10 protein-coding genes are annotated in these 18,871 nt (G+C 62.2%); 6 read left to right on the top strand and 4 right to left on the bottom strand.

The annotated features are described in order from the left end of the window. Positions 1-56: 56 nt before the first annotated feature. The 3 genes from KF841_11390 to KF841_11380 all read right to left on the bottom strand — a co-directional run bounded on the left by KF841_11390 (position 57) and on the right by KF841_11380 (position 4,350). Positions 57-1,343 carry a DUF935 family protein gene (locus KF841_11390; GenBank protein MBX3395958.1) on the bottom strand — a complete coding sequence of 429 codons (1,287 nt, stop codon included), beginning with the start codon at positions 1,341-1,343 and terminating at the stop codon, positions 57-59. 86 nt (positions 1,344-1,429) lie between these two features. Then, positions 1,430-2,764: a terminase family protein gene (locus tag KF841_11385; protein ID MBX3395957.1), complete on the bottom strand. Its 1,335-nt coding sequence runs from the start codon at positions 2,762-2,764 to the stop codon at positions 1,430-1,432. A gap of 158 nt (positions 2,765-2,922) precedes the next feature. After that, positions 2,923-4,350: a hypothetical protein gene (locus tag KF841_11380; protein MBX3395956.1), complete on the bottom strand. Its 1,428-nt coding sequence runs from the start codon at positions 4,348-4,350 to the stop codon at positions 2,923-2,925. Positions 4,351-4,682: 332 nt separating this feature from the next. On the opposite strand from KF841_11380, the gene KF841_11375 reads away from it, so the two are divergent. Continuing rightward, the gene (locus KF841_11375) at positions 4,683-7,640 is read left to right on the top strand and encodes a DUF4091 domain-containing protein (GenBank protein ID MBX3395955.1); all 2,958 of its coding nucleotides are present in this window, start codon (positions 4,683-4,685) and stop codon (positions 7,638-7,640) included. A 45-nt stretch (positions 7,641-7,685) separates the two neighbouring features. Here the strand turns inward: KF841_11375 and KF841_11370 are convergent, their stop codons facing one another. Further along, positions 7,686-8,252 (bottom strand): 5-formyltetrahydrofolate cyclo-ligase, encoded by a 567-nt coding sequence (locus tag KF841_11370; GenBank protein MBX3395954.1) that lies wholly within the window; start codon positions 8,250-8,252, stop codon positions 7,686-7,688. Positions 8,253-8,331: 79 nt separating this feature from the next. Between KF841_11370 and KF841_11365 the strand changes: the two genes are divergently transcribed. From KF841_11365 to speA, 5 genes are all read left to right on the top strand, one after another. Next, positions 8,332-9,435 carry an undecaprenyl/decaprenyl-phosphate alpha-N-acetylglucosaminyl 1-phosphate transferase gene (locus KF841_11365; GenBank protein ID MBX3395953.1) on the top strand — a complete coding sequence of 368 codons (1,104 nt, stop codon included), beginning with the start codon at positions 8,332-8,334 and terminating at the stop codon, positions 9,433-9,435. Further along, a complete protein-coding gene (locus tag KF841_11360; protein ID MBX3395952.1) occupies positions 9,428-11,707 on the top strand; it encodes an O-antigen ligase family protein in 2,280 nt (759 codons plus the stop codon). The genes KF841_11365 and KF841_11360 overlap by 8 nt, the downstream gene beginning before the upstream one ends. Before the next feature lie 87 nt (positions 11,708-11,794). Further along, positions 11,795-14,920 (top strand): CHASE2 domain-containing protein, encoded by a 3,126-nt coding sequence (locus KF841_11355; GenBank protein ID MBX3395951.1) that lies wholly within the window; start codon positions 11,795-11,797, stop codon positions 14,918-14,920. Between the two features lie 57 nt (positions 14,921-14,977). Beyond that, complete coding sequence (gene gpmI, locus KF841_11350; protein ID MBX3395950.1) at positions 14,978-16,675, top strand: 2,3-bisphosphoglycerate-independent phosphoglycerate mutase; 1,698 nt, start codon at positions 14,978-14,980, stop codon at positions 16,673-16,675. 240 nt (positions 16,676-16,915) lie between these two features. Beyond that, on the top strand, positions 16,916-18,862 hold the full coding sequence (gene speA, locus KF841_11345) for a biosynthetic arginine decarboxylase (protein ID MBX3395949.1): 1,947 nt from the start codon (positions 16,916-16,918) through the stop codon (positions 18,860-18,862). Positions 18,863-18,871: the final 9 nt, after the last annotated feature.

Raw genomic sequence — 18,871 nt, 5'->3', positions numbered from 1 at the left:
CCGCATCTCCGCGCCGACCAAATCGAAGTGCCGCAAATAAGGCACACATGACGACTCTACTCGGAAGCGGCGAGATCCTTTTCTTCCGTGTCCGTTGCCGGAATCCCCAGTGCGGCGGCTGCCCAGCGCGAAGGAACCGAGAGCCCGATATCCCTTGCCAGGCGCAGCGCGGCAATCAGTTGTTCGGGCGAAGACACCTGATCCGGAATCCGGCGGAAATGCGGCGTTGGCGCGTCCGGCCCGAATTCAAAGCGCGTCAGCGTCTCAAGCAGATCGCGGCGAATCGTCCGAGCTTCCTTCCGCAGATCGTCATCTCGCAGATCGCGCCGCACTCGATCGTGGACACTTGCCGCTCCGGCGCTTGCCCGATTCCGCGTCGTGTCCACGGTCAGCGTCTGCCCCAGCCAGGCCTTGCTGATTTCGCGGTCGAAGTAAAGACAGAGATTCTCGTACAGGTTGGTTTCACCCGGCAGCCGAGTCTGCTTGATTTCAATCTCCACGGCCTTCGAGAAGATGCCCGTGGCATCCGCGCCAAGCTGCCTGAGCATGTCGAGCAATTCACGCTTCTCGGCGGCCGTCGCGCCCGGGTGATAACGGGCGATGCGCACCGGCATCCCGAACACCTCCGCGAAAATCAGCCAGTCCTTGATCGCAAAGTGCTTTCCCAGATAGGCCATGGCCGTCGCGCGCATCAGCCCCCCGCGAACGGGAAGCCCGCACACGGCGTGCGGAACATGAACAATGAACTTCGACGGAGGCGGTGCAACGCCATCGACCGGCGCGTCGGCCGTCAACATTCGCAGCTCGCCCCGATCGTCAAATGTGATTCGACTGAAATCAACCGGCACAATTTCCATCAGACGAACACCCGACGCCGACGGCTCCCACACCAGTTCCGCCACCGCGATGTTCCGTCCGTTGGCCAGCGACAGGTGAACAAGGCTCTCTTCGAACCCCGGCAGATTGCGCAAGACCTCGTCACAATACGCGGCGGCGGCATCAGCCAGCCGGCGATCCGCGCCGCGCAGTCGCCCCGCACCCCATCCCGGCAACTCCGCCGCGGACACAACCTCCCACGGCAGCCCCGTCACCGCCAGCCGCCGTGTATTCGCGACGCTGAAAAGATGCGCGTCCTTTTCCTCCATCTGCTCATAGAGTGCCATTTGCGCGGCAACGGATCCGCCATCGGCCTCTCGAAAAATCGACACCAGCCGCTGCGGGGTCAGTCCGTCCGCCGGATAATCCCGAAGCAGATCCTCCTGTCCTCGACCAGCCAGTACGCCCGCTTTCGGAGCATCCGGCCGCCCGCGCAGGGCATTTACGAGCCTTCTGATTGCATTCATGTTGATCTCCGTCGCGCGGGCAAGCCGCTCGCGCGGCCCCGGCGTCTGACCAGAAATTGACCACCCAATTCAGTGTTGCATACGTGTCACCACACACCGGATCGCCCGAAGCGCGTGGAGCCGCCCGAGAGGAAACCCGCGCCGGGCGGCATACTTCCTTCCGCCGCGCGCAGTCCCAGTGCCGCCGCCCAGAATCGATCGCCGTGACCACCGGAAGACCGCTCGGCGCTGATGCGAACCGATCCGGCAGCCGCCATGCTCCTTTCAATCGAGTGCCAATCGCTCGTCACTTCCGCGTCGGCGGGAATGCGGAGGAGTCCCCGCTCGGCCGCGACGCGCAGGCCGCCGGCGAGCAGGTTTTTCGCCGCCGGCGTGAACATGACGCCTTCGACCCGATGACCGCCGTACCGCTCGGCGAGCCTCTCGGACAGATGGCGACCCAGGCCGGTCGCGTCGATGCAGCAACGATGCACCGACCGCTGCGACAGCAACGCGCACAGCGCGGACTCCTGCTCGGTGAACGGCGCGGCCCGCATGACCCACACGCCGGCCGTCTCCAGCACCCGGCCAATCCGCCGCCAGAGCCAGACGGCCGTCAGATCGCGCACGCGGCCGACATCCACGCCGACAAACACTTCGGCGTCGTCGGATTGAAGCGCGGCCCAATTGATCCAGGTGGAAAGCTCCTCGGACTGACACGATTGAATCAGCGCATAGGGCATGAAACTCGTGCGCTCGTCCAGAAACTCGCAGCAGAATTCCTGGCGCCAGATCGCCTCGTCATCGACGGCCGCGCGCATGGCGGCGGCATCGACGTCCAGCCCCTGATCGACAGCCTGAAGCAGTGTGACCACTGAGCGGTCGAATCGCGGATTACTCATCAGCCGGTGAAAGAGATTGCCTTGTCCGCGCGGCGTTGAGGCCACGTCCAGCTCGCCATTACCCCGCAGCAACGAAGGGAACAATGCCGCCCATATGGCATCATCGTCGCGATGCATCGCGAATTCGTCGAGGAACACGTCACCGGTGAAACCGCGTGCCGTCAGGGGATTCGCCGGCAGTGCAATGATCCGCACGCCACCGGGCAGCCGCGCCTCAAGCCCACGAACGACCGACGGCTCCGGCGCGACACTCCGGCCGGATTGCAGGCTGCATGCCACATTAATGGCATGACAGTGACGGTGAACCTTTTCCATGACCTCACGGCTTTGTCGCTCGCCCGCCGAGAGTATGATCTGATCGCGCCGGCGGATCAGTCCTCGAATCACCCGGCGCAAACTGAATGTGAAACTTTTGCCCGACTGGCGCGACCAGCAATTCCATGTAAAACGTGCGGGATTCTCGATTGCCGCGCGCTGGTAGGGCAAAAGCGGGACCAGAGATTCACGGGCTTTCGACGGATCGAATTGAACGGCATCCATGAGCAGGCGCTCCCAGGCGCGGCCGCATCTCGGCAGCGCACGGAAGATGCTTGCTCACTGTTCCGCATTGTGAAACAAAACTCGATGGAAGGCGTGGCCGGATCGGTATTTGCGCGGATCGCGCGCCGGAAACCGCCGGTAGCGACACGAACCTCGCGTCACGGCGCCAGGATGAGAGCGTTGGACATACCGGGCACATCCGCGACGGACACCTGTCCATCGCCGTCGAAGTCGCCGTGGCAGATCGTCTGCGTGTCCGCGTCTTGCGAGAGAACGGCGTCGGCGAATTGCATGAGGTCCAGGCCATCGACCCTGCCGTCGTCATTGATATCGCCGTCGGCCGGTGTATCCGGCGCACCGCAGCCGCATCGGCCGGGAACAGTCTTCAGGGGATCCCCGGGACATGCGTCGATGCAGTCGGGGGCTCCGTCGTTGTCGGAATCGACATCGCTAACGCCGCAACCACAGACGCCCGGGCTCCCCTTCGCCGGATCATTCGGACAGCCATCCTGGTCGTCACAGATGCCGTCGCCGTCGGAGTCCGTACACGCCGCCATCCGCAAATCCGCCACGATCGGCAGGTGGTCGGACGTGACCTGGGTCTGCGTGTCGCCGGCCAGAAGCCCGGCGGCCGACAGCGCCGCGGGCGGCATGGTGCTCGTGTTGAGCACAAAGCTGTTGGCGACGACGACCGCGCTGTCCGTGAAGATCATTCGATCGAGCCGCGATGGCGGAAAGCTGCCATTTCCCTGCCATGTGATTATGGCGCCGGTGAATGGATCGGCCGGGGCGAGATCCGTTACAAAGGAGGCGTCCCAGTCGCCGGTGACGTCCGGACCGAAGGTCGCTTCATCCTGGATATTTCCGGTGACCAACGTGTTTTCCGGCTGGGGCCCTCCGACCAGATTGAAGTCTCCCAGCACCATCATCGGCGTGTTGAGCGGCAGCACCACATTATTGCCGGCCGGTCGCGCCACGCCCCGGGCATCGCCCAGCCAGTTCGCGATGGCGTCGGCGCTGCGCTGTCTACTGGCGTCTTCACTGCCGCCGGCATTCCCGCAGCATTTCAGATGCACGCCGAGCAGGTACAGGTCGAGCGGATAACTTGCATTCGGGAGATCGACGAGCGCAATGGTCACGCCGCGCGTCGACGAGGCGGGAACCGTATCGGTTCGCGTCATGGACAGTGGATATCGCGAGATGATCGCATTGCGGGTGCCAGCCAGAATGCCGAAGTGAACCTGCCATCCCGCGCCGCCGATCGGCATGATCGAGTTCATTCGCGAGGCGATCTGGCTTGTTGACACGCCGGACGCGATTTCCTCGAAACAGATGACGTCCGGTTGAATCGCCGTGAGGATGCGATTAAAGGATGCGTCGGCGCTGCTTGTTGAGATGAACCGCCCCGCCGTGTTATACGCCATCACGCGGACATCCAGCGGATCGGCCTTTGAGAAGTCTCCGACAATGGGGTTGTACGCCCACGCGGCAGCCGGAAGTAGTGCCGAAATCATGGCACAGGAAATCACATGAACATTGCGGCAACATGCGCCGGCCGCCCGCATCAGAACGAACCCACCTGACATTGAGACCCCTCCCTATTTCCAACCCGTCACGGACTCCCGGCAATCGGCGAGCCCGGGAGCGTGCAAAGTCGAATTGCTTTCAATCATAACGGTTCCCAATCTCATTGCGATCGAAAGCCGAATATCCCTGAATACGTCCCAATAACCTGCCCCGGGTGGAACTGGACGGAAACCGCCGGCTCTTCGTGCGGGTGATAACGGTTTTCTTGCGTTCGGCGGTCCGATGTTTTAGAAGACGCAAAGCGCGGTGGCGGCGAGCGGCACCTGAACGCGACGCCGAATCCGGCACAAACCCGCACGCATCCGATCCCGATTACCGATCGGCGCACTAAATGATCATGCTGTTTTGCTCCGAACAATCCAGCCGCCAAGCACAAAAATTCGCCCAACGGTCCGGCGCGTTATCCGTAATCGGCGGGCGATCCTTCGTCGTGATGGGGGCGTTTGCTCCGGTGCTGCTGCTTTTCGGCTGCGGGCAACCGAAGGCGAATCCGATCATGCCGATGGCGTGGGCGACCGGTCCATCGGAATCCATCGCGGCGACGGATGCCGCGGGGACTCAGTCTGACTACTTCAACGCCAGCTCGGGCAGCGTATCGCTGCGCGGCGCCGTCAACGAAACAGTCGCGTTCTCCTACGCGCTGCATGCCGAAAGAGTCGCCATCGCGGGTGTGCAGATCACGGCGACCGACCTCACCGGGCCGGCGGGCCGGATTTCCGCGGACGCGTTTCGGCTGTATCGGCACTGGCCGATCACGATCGATCGATATCCCAACTGGTATCTGCGATCGATCGGGCTTCGCGAGCCGCGGCAGATTCCCGATGCGCTTGTGCCGATCGACGCGCCGCAGCATGGGCAACCCTACGTCATTCCGCGCAATGAGAATCTCGTGATGTGGGTTGAGATTCGAATTCCGGCCAGTACGAATGTCGGACGCTATTCGGGCGAACTGGTTGTGCGCAGCGCCGCGGGCGGATCGCTTCGAACGCCGATCATTCTTGATGTGCTCGATCTATTTACGGAGCCGGAGCGAGCTTTGCCGGTTATCGCCAAGGTCCAACTGGGCCCGATTATCAAGTCCCACACCCGTGTCGATCCGAATAATCCGCGACTCGTGGCGAGCGACCCGGATGCGCGCCGCGTCATTCGTGAAACCTTCGAGCTACTGCACGATCACGGCCTGTCGCCCGTCACCGACGAAATCTATCCCAGATTGACGCAGGATCTCGACGGCAGCCTGCTTCTGCAATGGGACGATTATGACGCCGTGTGCGGCCCCCTGATTGACGGAAGCGCCTACGCCGACCGCCGACCGGCCGCCGCATGGCCCGTGCCGGTCAATCTCGAGCAGCCCGATCCGTCGCAATATGGCGGAGTGGATTCGACGACGTACGCGGCGGTGCTCAGCGAGTACCTCGCGAATGTCGCGGCGCACGTTCGGCAGAAGGGTTGGATGGGCCAGTCGTACATTTTTTTCAACACGCCACGCGGCGACGAAGCTGAGACGGGTGACTTCGATCGCGTGCGCCGCCTGGCAACCATGACCCACTTCGTGGAGCCGGACCTGCCGTTTGCCACCCGGCTGGCGCCGCAATCGATGGCGCCCTTCGGATGGTTTGAGCATGTATTTCAGGATCTGTCCGCACAGATTGACATCTGGGCGACACCTGCCCGCTATCAGCATCCGCCCACGCTGCGACGACTCCAGACTCTCGGCAAGCGCACATGGCTTCCTCCCGATCGGCCGCCCTACAGTGGATCGCTGGCGGTCGAAGCGCCGCCGATCCAGGCGCGAAGCCTGGCCTGGCAGGCGTATCTGCAAGGTCATGAGGCCGTTCTTCTTGACGCCGTAACCAGTTGGCCCGATGCGGTGTTCGACACGGCCATTCGCAATCGACAACAGCGCACCGACGCATGGCTGGTATATCCCGGCACGATGTTCGGACTGTCTTCACCGGTGCCGTCCGTGCGACTGAAGCAGCTCCAGCTTGGCCTTCAGGACCACCAGCGACTTCGTCAACTCACCGAGAGCGGCCGGAAGGAGACGGCAAAGCTCGTAGCCAGTTCGCTCATCAAGGCAGCGGGCACCGACGCATATGGAGACAATTACCAGGACGGACTTCTTGGCCGGCGCGTCGAGACGCCGGCGACATGGGAACTGGCGCGGCGTATTCTGGACGACGAACTGCGCTACACGCTCCGGCCGCCGACGACGACCCAGCCCGAAGAAACACCCGTCGCGGGCGCGGCGCGCGAAGACTGGATCAGTTTCCTCGAAGAGACCCGGACAATCGAAGCGTGGACGGAGTCTGCGCGGCTGCGTCGCGACGAACGCCCGGGACAGGAAGGCTGGGTGCTCACGTTCGAGGCGGGCGTCCGCAGCGAGCTGCGCACCCCGGCCGAGGGCGAGTTTCGCTTTGGCGGCATGCCGACCGGGTTGCGAAATATCAGCGACGTGGTGCGAGTGGGGCCCTTGAATGAGTGGGCCGTCGCGCGGCGGCAGCTGATTGCGAAGAGTGATACGCTGCCGGTCGCCGATCTCGACGGCCATTTCGTGCAGCCCATCCTCTTTGACGCCGGCGCGAACGGGAAAGTGGAAATCGCGGCGACGGTCTCCGTGGTGCAAGCGCCCCGGGCGCCGCTCCCGATCACGATCGACGGGAAGCTCAGTGACTGGCCGCCGAGCGCCTTCAATGCAGCCGGTGATTTTCGACTTGTATCAAATCGAGACGGCCTCGGCCGTGAACGCCGCAGGGCGGAATCACAGACGATTGCCTACTTTCTGGTTTCGCGCGGCATGCTCTTCATCGGCGTACACGCAGGCACGCCCAAGCGCGAATCCACAGATGCAAGCGATGCGCCCGGCGCGGTCCCGATGCGGAATTTCGTGGAATATGAAGATCTCATGCCGGTCGGCGAGGACCTCATCGAGATCATTCTCGATCCGACGAACAAAGGAACGCAAAGCGGCGACCTGTATCACATCGTGCTGAAGTCAACCGGCAATCCGCGCTTCGAGTGTGGTATCGGCACTCACCCACCCATCGGGGATGTAAGGCCGTGGGCCGGCCCGCTGCCCGAGTGCTGTGTCGTCCGAACGGAGTTCGGCTGGTCCGCGGAGGTCGCGATTCCCATCGAGTCGTTCGGACCCGATGCAGTCTTCAATCGCGTCTGGGGGTTGAACATTGCGCGGCTAGAGCCGACGCGCGGTGAGTACTCCGACTGGGCGCGGGCTCCGCGGTACTGCTACGATCCGCGGTCGCTCGGCAATCTTGTCTGGCCGGAGTAATCGCGGGCAGACACGAAGAGAACTGGGGGTAAAGCCGGACGCGCCTTATTTCGCAAAATGCCGAACCTGCTGATCGGTCACGAGCATATGAACCTTCACATCGTGCGGGTCGGCCGGCAGCGACGGAACAACCTGCTCTTCCAGCGCGAATCCGCAGAACACTCCTTTGAAATTCGGCCGTGAAAGAAAGCGATCGTAGAAGCCTCTTCCGCGACCGAGCCGATTTCCCTGAAGGTCGAATCCGATGCCCGGCACGATGACCAAGTCGATCAATTCGATCGGAAACGGCACGCCGCGCACCGGCTCTCGAATGCCGTAGTTGCTGTCGGCCACATCGGTATCGAGATTCCTGATCTCGACCGGAAGCATCTGCTTGGTCTCCCAGCCGACCTGCGGCGCCAACACGCGCTTGCGGGACTGCCAGGCTCGAAGCACGATGGGAGTCGTGTCGGCTTCATGATTCAGCGAGAGGTAGATCATCAGGATTTCGCATCGAGTCCAGATTGGCTCGGCGAAGAGATGCCGGGCCGCCTGACCCGACTTCTGACGAATCACGTCGGGCGACATGGCCTCGAGCAGTGAGCGAAGTCCTGAACGAAGTTCCTTTTTCACCAAACCCTCTTTTCGCTTCTCCGTAACCATATAGAATTGCCCGGACGCTTTCAATGGCCGTCCGCCGCATCCGGCGCGCATGGGCTTTCGCGTGATCAGCGATTCGACATTACCGATCCTGGCTGCCCCCATTGGCTTCGCGCTCTCCGCGCCGGCGACGTGGTTCATGCGCCGATGGGCCATCCGCCTCGACTTCACCGACAAGCCTGGCGGCCATAAGGGTCACGCCGCCCCCATCGCGCTGGGCGGGGGCGTCGGGGTGACCGCCGCGATCGTGCTGCCGATCATTCTTGTTTCAATTTTCGCGTGCGCCTTTGCGTCCACCCCGCCTTCATGGATTCCCGATTCGGCGGCGCCACATCTCGCGGGCATCGCGGCGAAAACACCGGGAGCGCTGGCGATCTGCGCCGGCGCGGTCACCTTGTGCATAATGGGCCTCTGGGACGATCGGAGGCCGCTCGGGCCCGGAATCAAATTTCTGATTCAAGGCGCCGTTGCGACGCTGCTCGTGCTTTTCTGCAACCTGCGACTGCTTTCCCATCTCGGCGAGCCGATATCAATCATCCTTTCGATCCTGTGGATCGTCACGCTGACCAATTCGCTCAACTTTCTCGACAACATGGACGGGCTTGCAGCCGGCGTGGCGGCGATCGCCGCGGCCGTGTTCGCGATAACCTCCATGCTCGGCGGGCAGATCTTTGTGCCGGCGTGCTGCTGGCTTCTGGTCGGATCGCTGCTGGGCTTCCTGCCGTTCAACTTTTATCCCGCGCGCATTTACATGGGCGATGCCGGAAGCACCGTCGTCGGCATGCTGCTCGGGGTCTTTACGATCATGACCACCTTCGTGGCTCCGGCTCATGGCGATCGTCCGCTCGCCGTGTTTTCTCCGATCGTCGTCATGGCCGTGCCGCTGTATGACACGCTGTCGGTTTTTCTGATCCGTTGGCGGCTGAGCGTGCCGCTCTGGCGGGGCGATCGCCGACATTTCTCGCATCGACTCGTCAAACGCGGAATGAGCGTGCCGCGTGCCGTTATGGTGATCTGGCTGGCGACCGCCGTCACGGCCATGCCGGCATTGCTCCTACCTAAGGCCGGTTGGGCCGAGGCATGGGGCATCCTCATCCACACTGCGCTCGTGGTCTGCCTTGTCGCCCTGCTCGAAAGCACGGGTGAACATGCGTGATCGACGTGCCGAAAGACCACCCCCGCGCGGAGAGATCGCATCAAACGAGCGTATCAGCCATGTGCTCCTTTTCATTCTGCTCGCGCTCATTCCCCTGCGCACGATCATCAACGAAACACACACATTCGAGTCCCCGCGGCTTATGCGCACACTGCAGGCGCCGGGAACAGTGCAGCCGGCGACGACATTCGTGCTCGATGCGATCATCATCGCGGTCGCCGGCACCGTCCTTGTCCGGCAATTCCAACGCGGACTAAAACCGCGCACGACCGGCGGCGAACTCGGCTTTGCGCTGCTCGCGGTCGCGGCCATCATCTCCACGACCCGAGCCGGTCAGAAGCACCTCGCGCTGATTGGCACGATCGATTTTCTCTCCGGACTCGTTTACTTCTTCGCCCTGCGGCAACTGCTGACATCACCACGGCACATTCGACTTGCCTTGTACGTCCTGACCGGCACAGCCGCGACCATTGTGTTCAAAGCGGCATGGCAGCATTTCGTCGAATTGCCTGATACCATTCGATATTTCGAAGAGCACCGAGCCGAGCTCATGGGGCCGGCCAGCAACGGCGAGCCGTCCCCAGGATTCACACATGATTTTGAAATGCGGATGAGGTCCGGAGCCGTCACCGGCTTCTACGGCCATCCCAATCTCCTCGCCAGCCAGTTGATCGTTTTCATCGCGGCTGTCGTGTCGCTCATCGCGGATCGACTCAGCCGCAAAATCCGCCCGGCCGCGATCGCCATGCCCGCACTGCTGATACTCGCACTCTTCGCAGTGCTATTTGGGACACAAAGCAAAGGCGCGATGGCGGCCTGTCTGATCGGCGCCGTTTTCTGGATCGGCCATTCGCTGCTTCGCCGGCTGCGACTGCCGCCCAATCGCGCAATCGCCCTCGGCTGGATCGTCGCGGCACTGGCGGCCGCTGCAGTCGTCGGACTGCTCCGGGCAAAACCGGATGTGCTGGGTCGATCGATCCTTTTTCGTTACATGTATTGGCAAGGCGCCGCCGACATGATGCATGAACTCGGCCTCCTCGGCGTCGGCGCGGATAATTTCGGGCGTCACTTCACGCGATTCAAGCCCGTCGAGTGTCCCGAAGAAGTGGAATCACCGCACAGCTGGCCGGTGCAATTAGCGACCGAGTGGGGCGTCGTGGGACTGGCCGGATTTCTCATTCTGGCGATCGGCGTCTCCCGTCGCGCGGCCGAACCAACCGGGCCAGCCGATCACGACACGACTTCGGCCGGCGAAAGCTCGTCAATGATTCTCCGGATCTCGGCGGTGTTCGCATGCACATTTATCCCGTGGCTGGCCATCGTCGGAAATGACGAACCGGCCCTGCTCACACTTAGTGCCGGACTCGTGGCATTTCCGTGGTTTATCGGCGCGCTGGCTAGCGCGTTCGAATTCACTGATTCACCCGGCATTTCTGATGCGCGGACGGGACCGATCTCGCTAATCGCGGCCGCCGGGGTCATCGGATTTCTGGTTCATACGTCGATCGATCTGGCGCTTTTCGCGGGCGGTCCGGCAACCTCATTCCTCGCACTCGCCGCCGTCATGCTGGCCTCCCGAGACCACGAGGCGACCGTGCAACCGCCTCCGCCGAGTGCATTGGCGTCTCGACGGCCGCGCGCGCCGCTCATTGCCGCGGCCGTCTTCGCGGCGTCATCCGGCGCAATTCTGCTCTGGCTCGCTCTGTCCGCCGCGAAAGTCGCCGCGGAGCTCCCCGTCGCCCGCGCCGCCGTCAAACCAACACCATGGGAAATCTATGAGCGTTCACCGGGCGGCATCGCCTATGCGTCGGCGCACGCCTGCTATCCACTTGATGCAACGGCCGTCACGGAATGGACGGAACAATTATTCCCCCGGGTTCGCACCCTCGCGCATTCCGATCGCACGATCCGCCTGGCGGAAGAGGGTCGCGTTCGCGATCCGGACAACGCACTCATCGTCCAGCAATTGAGCCAACTGTATCAGCAGCGATTTCATCTGACCCGCGATGTCGACGATCTGGCGCGATCGGTCGAGTTGTACCGCCGCTGCGTGGCGGCTTATCCGACCGCACCGGCGCGGCGCATCCAGCTCGCGGAGTTACTCGTCCAGCTCGGCGAAGCCACGAGATCGACCGGGCTGCGTCGCGAGGCGGCGGACAGCTTGCGCGCGGCACTGGAGCTTGAATCGAATCGCGTCTATGTATCGCAGCCGAACCGAATGCCGCCGGAGGAAATCCAACGAATCCGCGACCGAATCGGATCGCTGGAGTAGAATGGTCGCCCGTACACCGGCACGGCCTGTCGCCGGCGCCGCGCAGCGACCGCTGGATGCCACACGAATGGCATAGGGCTGAATCGAATGCGAGCACACCGTCCGCGACTTACTGGCACGCTCGTCGGACTGCTCGTCTCGATCATCTCCACCTACGCCGCTTTCAATCTATCCCGGTTTCAGCAAATGGAGTTGCAGGCCATCGACTGGCGAATGCAGGATTTCAATGACCTGCCGCCGACCTCGCCCATCGTCCACGTCGATATCGACGACGGCTCGCTTGACCGAATCGGGCGATGGCCGTGGCATCGCGACGTGACCGCGGAGCTGATCAGCGTCCTGCACGAACTCGGCGCAAAGCAGATCATGGTTGATCTCCTTTTCAGTGAACCGGAACAGCCCTATATCGACCCTGAGCTGCTGACCGACGAATCCTCAGCCGGCCCGGGCGATCGGGCCGAGGCGGTCATCGGCGAGCTTTCTCCGGAGAATCTGATCGAGCCTGATCTCGAACTCGCGCGGGCCGTGCGCGTGGTGGACCGTGTCATCATGGCGGTCCAGATGGATACGATTGCACCAGGATCGTCGCCGGCACTCACCGAGCGTTTGCGCCGCCTCCGTGAGCGCTCGCCCGAAATTGACACCGCGACCGCGATGGCCACGCTGAACCTCGACTCCGCGCCGGAGACGCGCGATCTTGTCGCACGGGAGATGACCCGGCTCCGCATTCGCGACCGGTTGCTTTCGAATTTCACGCTTGATGAGGCCACCCTCGGAGCGGCACTGGGCGTCACCCAGGAGGAGATTGCCGCCGTCATTGCCGGAGTCAAGCGGCGCGTGGCGGAGGAGCGCGTTGCTGATGAACTGGAACGCAATCCAGCGCTGGAGGTCGAAGACGCATTGCGATCGATCATGGGGAAAGGCCACTTGCGCCACAATTCTGACTCGGCCGATATCCGGGCGGCCTATCGCGTCGCACTGGGGATGCGCCAGTTGCGCAAGGCCGCGGTCGACGGCCTGCACGGGACCGCGCTAAAGATGCGTGCGTCGCGCGCGGAAAATATTGTTCCACTGCATCCACTGCTTGCGGAAGCCGCGATGGACATTGCCGCCGTGAGCTTTCGCGGCGATCCGGATGGCGTCGTTCGCCGCGTTCCGATTCTGATCGACACGTCGCTTGGCGTGATCAAGCACATGGGGCTTGCGGCCGCAGCGACTGCGATGGGCCTCGATTTTTCGCGAGCCAGGGCAATCGACCCGTGGCTAATCGAGATTCCCACCCACGACGGCTCCGACGTGCTTCGGCTGCCGCTCGACGGCGACGGAAACCTTCTGATCCACTGGACGCGGACCGCGCCCCGATGGCGCCGCGGCGACGATTTTCCCCATGTGTCCGCAGCCAGCGCGTGGAGCATTGCGGACGCCCGAAGGCAAATTCGGCAGAACGAACGCCTGAAGCGCGTTCTCATGGCCGAAGTCGTCGCCGCTTCGAAGGGCGTCTTCAAGCGCATGGTCGGTGAAGGGGAAAACGCCCGCGAGGAAACCATCCCTGCCGACTCCGCTTACCGCAAAATGGTCAACCGTCATATCGAACTGAGCCGCAAGCTCCGCCGATCTGAACTGGGCGCTGTCTCAATCGACGCCGCGCAACGAGATGACTGGGCGCGCGAAGCGGCCGACCTTGCAGCGAAAATCTCAGCCGAGGAAGAAGCCTGCACGGGCCACGTGCTATTAAGTGCGAACGATCTGGCGTCCTATTCGGCCGAGGAGCTCGAATCAGACGAAGAGCTCCGGCAGAGTGCGGCACGGTTTCTGCCCGCGCGCGACATCGTGGTCGAGAAAATTCCCGCGATCGATCGAGCGAATGAGCACCTCGCCGCGGCCCTCGAATCCTCCCGGAAGAAGCTTTCGCCGATTCTCAAGGACAAGCACGTGTTCCTCGGCTACGCCGCCACGGCCGAGGGGGACATCGTCGCCACACCGATCGACCCGCGGACCAACGGCGTGATGTGCCACGCCCATGTTCTTAATTCCATTCTCCAGCGATCGTTCATCCGGGCCTTTCCTCTTGGGTATGGCGCGGCGATCTGCCTGTTCCTCGGGGCGATCGTCGGCCTCATCACCGCGACTCGTGGGCCGGCACTCGCCCTGGGGGCCACCGTTTTCATCGCAGCCGCATATGTGTATGCCAATGCGGTTCTGCTGTTTCGACAGAACGGTCTGCTCCTGCCCGTGGTGCCCAGCGTGTTGACGATGGCACTGTCGTGGGCATTCGTGACCCTGTTCCGGCAACTCACCGCCGAGCGAGACAAGCGGCTGTTCAGAAAGCAGCTCAGCCAGTACACGTCGCCCGCGATCGCCGCCAAAATCGCCGAAAGCCCGGAAGCCGCGCGGGCCTTCAAGGCCGTCCAGAAGCGCGACCTGACATGTCTCTTCAGCGACCTCAAGGGCTTCACAACCATTTCCGAACAGGAAAACGCCGAAGTGGTCCAGCATGTACTGAATGTCTATCTGGAGCGAATGAGCGAGGTGATCTGGGAACACCGCGGCATGATCAACAAATTCATGGGCGACGGGATCATGGCGATTCTGAACCCTTCCGTCGATCCGCTCGAAGCGCACCCAAAGGCCGCGTGCGAAACCGCGCTGGACGCCATCGATGCACTCGATCAGCTCAAGAAAGATCGAATTGCAGGCGGCGATTCACCGATTTTCGCCCGGCTTGAAATGCGATTGGGCATGGCAACCGGCCACTGCATGAACGGCGATCTCGGATCAGAGCTGAAGGCCGACTACACCGTTATCGGGGACGTCGTCAATCTCGCGGCGCGCCTTGAGCCGGCGAACAAGGTCTTCGGCACGAGCATTCTGGTTAACGGCGACCTGCACGACCGGGTCGGCGATCAATACGAGTTCCGTTACCTCGCCGAACTTCAGGTCAAAGGCAAATCAAGAACCACGCCCGTGTTCGAGTTGCTTGGCCGCAGGGGCGACGTCGACGCGACCGTCCTCGAATATGCCCGGCGATTCGAGGCCGGCGTGGAGTTGTACAAACAACGCCGGTGGGACGAGTGCATTGTTCATTTCACCCGCATCCTCGCGAGACGCCCTGATGACGCCGGCGCAGGCCGCTACATCGACGCATGCCAGGAACTGAAGACATTTCCGCCGGGAGACGATTGGGCCGGCGCACTAGAATTGAAAGAGAAATAGACGCCAGCGCGAAGTATCTCCCAATCCGATGCGACTGAGAGTTTCGGAGACTCTGATATGTCCAGCCTCATCAAGCGCCCTCTTCTGCTGATTGTTCGCGACGGCTGGGGACACAATCCCTATCCTGAATGGAATCGCGCCAACGCCGTCCACCTTGCAAAAACGCCGGTCGATCATCGACTGCGCTCCTGCTATCCGTGGGTGCAGATTCACACCAGCGGAGAAAACGTCGGCCTGCCCGATGGCGTCATGGGTAACAGCGAAGTCGGACATCAGAACATCGGCGCCGGGCGAATTGTCGATCAGGAACAGATGCGCATAACGCGCACCATCCGCGACGGAACCTTCCATGAAAACCCGGTTCTCAAGGCCGCCTGCGCTCACGCCATCGAAAACGGCGGCGTCCTTCACATCATGGGGCTGTGCAGCAACGCCGGCGTGCATTCCGCACTGGAGCACCTTTACGCCGTGCTGGAGCTTGCCGGCCGCAACGGACTCCGTGGAAACCAGGTGCTGTTTCACGCATTCGGCGACGGCCGCGATTCGCCGCCGACCAGGGGAATTGAGTTTATCCGCGAGGTCGAGGCGAAGATGCGCGCCATCGGTGTCGGACGTGTGGCATCACTCATCGGCCGATTCTATGCCATGGATCGCGACAACCGCTGGGATCGTGTGGAGAAAGCGTATCGCATGCTGACCGAATCCAGGGGCGTTCGCATTGAAGCGCCGCCTGCGCCGGGCACGTCGGCCGCCGAGGCCGCATTCCGGTACTTTTACGACCACCCGACGGACGCGAACCTGCATGGCGATGAATTCATCGAAGCCACGATCGTGGGTGAGCCGCGCCCCGTTCGCGCGGGCGACGCCGTGTTCTTTTTCAATTTTCGTGGAGACCGTCCGCGCGAGCTCACCAAGGCGTTCGTCTACGATGAGTTTCCCTTTCCGGCAAAATCGGATCCGAATCAGCCGGCCGATGCGGCGGTTCGGCACGGATTTGATCGCGGTCCGAAAATCAAGAACCTCTATTTCTGCACCATGTGCGACTACGAAAAGGGCCTGCCTGTCCACGTCGCGTTCCCGCGGCCGCCGAAGATGACGGGGATTCTCGGCGCCCACTGGTCGTCACTCGGATTGACCCAGTTCCGCTGCGCCGAAACCGAGAAGTATCCGCACGTCACGTTCTTCTTCAACGACTACCGCGACGAGCCCTTTCCAGGGGAGGAGCGGCAGATCATCCCCAGCCCCCGTGATATCAGTACCTACGACCAGAAGCCGGAGATGAGTGCCTTTGGTGTGACAGAGGAAATGCTCCGGCGCATCGCAAGCGATCAGTACGACCTCTTCGTGCTGAACTATGCCAACGGTGATATGGTCGGACACACCGGCGTTCTTCCCGCCGCCATTCGCGCCGTCGAAACCGTTGATACGTGCGTCGGTCGCGTCGTGGATGCCGTGCTTGCCAGGGGCGGTGCGGCCATCGTCACCGCCGACCACGGCAACTGCGAGCAGATGATCGATCCAGACACCGGCAGCCCGCACACCTCGCACACGACCTACGACGTCGATCTCATTGTCGTCGATGACCGCTACAAGGGCAGCTATGACCTCACCTCCGGCAAGCCGACAGGCGAAACCACGCGGACAAACGGCATCGCACTCCAACCTGACGGACGACTCGCCGATATCGCCCCCACGCTGCTCAAACTCGCCGGACTCGAGCAGCCCGCCGAAATGACCGGTCGGTCGCTGATCTGAACGGACGAGGGCGCGGACGCCAAACAGATCGCCGGCCAGCCTCGGCCCCGCGGTCCCAGTCCGGGGCGCCCGAGGGCGGAGCATTTCGCTCCGGGAATCCCTGTCCGCCTTCCCCAGAGCCACTCGATTCACTTCAGTCGCTCTGATACAATCAAAGATTCGTCCCTCTTCGGCCGACCCACCATCAGGACGGCCGATCGCGCTTCGCACGGCCCACACACATATGGAGGAAGCCCCTCAATGGCAGGACTGACAAAGAGCGCCCCGCGATCAGACATTTTGCATAAGTGGACTGTCGAAGACTCGATCGATCTTTACAACGTCCGCAAATGGGGTGCCGGGTTCTTCTCCGCCAACGAGCGGGGCAACATCCGCGTCAGCCCGCGCGGCCCCGACGGCCCCGCCTTCGATCTGAAGGAACTGGTCGACGAGCTCTGCGAGCGCGGCATCGAACTACCCATGCTGATTCGCTTCTCGGACATCCTCCGAACGCGGATCGAGCAGCTTAACAGCGCATTTGCCAAGGCCTTTCTTGAGCACGAGTACACCGGCCAGTTCATGGGCGTGTATCCCATCAAGGTGAACCAGCAGCGCCACGTCGTCGAGGAGATCGTCAAGTACGGAGACCGATACCGATTCGGGCTCGAGGCCGGCTCCAAGCCCGAATTGCTTGCCGTTCTCGCCATGCTTGAATCGCCGGAGCCTCTCATCATCTGCAACGGCTACAAGGACATCGAATACATCGAAACCGCTCTCTGGGGCACCAAGCTCGGAAAGCCCGTCATCGTCGTCGTGGAGGAGTTCGGCGAGTTGCCGCGCATCATCGAACGCGCCAATGCCATGGGAGTCTCGCCCCTGATCGGGTTTCGCGCCAAGCTGGCGGCTCGCGGCTCCGGTCGATGGCAGGAGTCCGGCGGCGCCAAATCAAAATTCGGCCTGACGCTCACGGAGATGCTGCGCGGCGTCGAATTGCTCGAACAGAGCGGCATGCTCGGATGCCTCGTTCTCACCCATTTCCACCTCGGCAGCCAGATCACGAACATTCGAATGATCAAGGACGCCCTCGCCGAAGCCAGCCGAATTTACATCGAGCTCGCGAAAATGGGAGCCGGCCTCAAGTACTTCGACGTCGGCGGCGGAATGGCCGTGGATTACGACGGCAGCAGCAGCACCTTCGACTCCAGCGCGAACTACTCGATGGATGAATACGTCTCCGACGTGGTCGATGCCATCGCTCAGGCATGCAATTCCGCGGAACTGCCCCATCCGACCCTGGTGACCGAATGCGGTCGCGCGATCACCGCGCACCACACCGCCCTCATCTTCAACATCCTCGGCGTGACCGAATTGACGCAGAATCCCGTGCCGCAATCGCTGCCGGAAGACTCACACAACGTCATGCACAACATGCTTGAGATGCACGACAGCATTTCAGCCAAAAATTTCCAGGAGGCGTATCACGACGCCCTCGCGCTTCGCGACGAAGGCATGACACTCTTCAAGCTCGGATACCTGACGCTCAAGGACTGCGCCGTCATGGAGTCCATCTTCTGGTCAGCCTGCCGCAAGATCATCCGCATCATGCGAGAGAAGGAGTACGTCCCCGAAGAATTGCAGGGACTCGAAGCACAGCTCGCCGTCACCTACCACGGGAACTTCTCCATCTTCCAGTCCGTCCCTGACTGCTGGGCGGTCGGCCAACTGCTTCCGATCATGCCGATCCATCGCCTGAACGAGGAGCCCACGGCCCGAGCCATCCTCGCCGACATCACCTGCGATTCCGACGGCAAGATTGACAAGTTCATCGACCTGCGCGATGTGAAGACAACCATCGAGCTGCACCCGCTCAACAACGGCGACGAATACCTCCTTGGAATCTTTCTGACCGGAGCCTACCAGGAGATCCTGGGAGACATGCACAACCTCTTCGGCGATACGAACGCCATTCATGTGTCAGTCAAGGACGATGGACAATACTTCGTCGAACATGTCATCGACGGCGACACCGTCGGAGAAGTGCTGCAATACGTTCAGTTCTCGCCGGAAAATCTCGTCGCCCGCCTCCGACAGACCGTCGAACGCGCCGTCCGAGAAAAGCGAATCAACTTCCGCGAATCAGCCGAACTCCTTCGTTTCTACGAAGAAGGCCTCAAAGGCTACACCTACCTTGAAGACGCGCGCAGTTAACGAGGCCGC

It is taken from the genome of Phycisphaerae bacterium (assembly GCA_019636475.1).
In the GTDB taxonomy this organism is placed as follows: domain Bacteria; phylum Planctomycetota; class Phycisphaerae; order UBA1845; family UTPLA1; genus JADJRI01.
This window is presented reverse-complemented; position numbering and strand designations above follow the sequence as displayed.